The sequence below is a fragment of the Brevundimonas nasdae genome (assembly GCF_016654005.1).
Classification (GTDB): domain Bacteria; phylum Pseudomonadota; class Alphaproteobacteria; order Caulobacterales; family Caulobacteraceae; genus Brevundimonas; species Brevundimonas nasdae.
In genome coordinates, this window is sequence record NZ_JAEPWN010000035.1 from 1 (window position 1) to 448 (window position 448).

A 448-nucleotide genomic window follows, 5' to 3' on the forward strand; every position below is an offset into this window, starting at 1 on the left:
GCATTGGCTCCAACCTGCTGAAAACCGTGAAGCGGGTCATGGCGGGCGAGTACAGCCGCGAACTCTCGGTGAAGGTGTTCGCTGGCCAGTGCCGTCTGGTTGAACTCGGCTTCCGCCAGGGCGGCGCCCCTGGATATGGGTTACGCCGGGTGCTGATCGACGAGCAAGGCAAACCAAAGGGCGAACTATCTCGTGGAGAGCAGAAAAGCCTCCAGACCGACAGGGTTATCCTCGTTCCAGGTCCCGAGGACGAACAGGCTGTCGTCCGGCGCATGTATGGCATGTTTGTCGAGGAGCGCCGATCGGAACGGGAGATTGCGGACGTACTGAACGCCGATGGACTGCGCACCGATTGTGGATCGGCGTGGAAAAGGGACCCCGTTAGCGGTGTGATCGGCGTCGAATAAGGACCCCTCATTCCTGAGGTCTAACGGTGGCGGCTTGGCGG

Annotated in this window: 1 protein-coding gene; it reads left to right on the forward strand. The window is 61.2% G+C overall.

Going from position 1 to position 448, the window contains the following annotated elements; translation table 11 throughout:
• A partial coding sequence (locus tag JKF87_RS18170; protein ID WP_201101277.1) for a recombinase family protein occupies nucleotides 1-407 on the forward strand: 407 nt, incomplete at its 5' end.
• Nucleotides 408-448 lie beyond the last annotated feature (41 nt).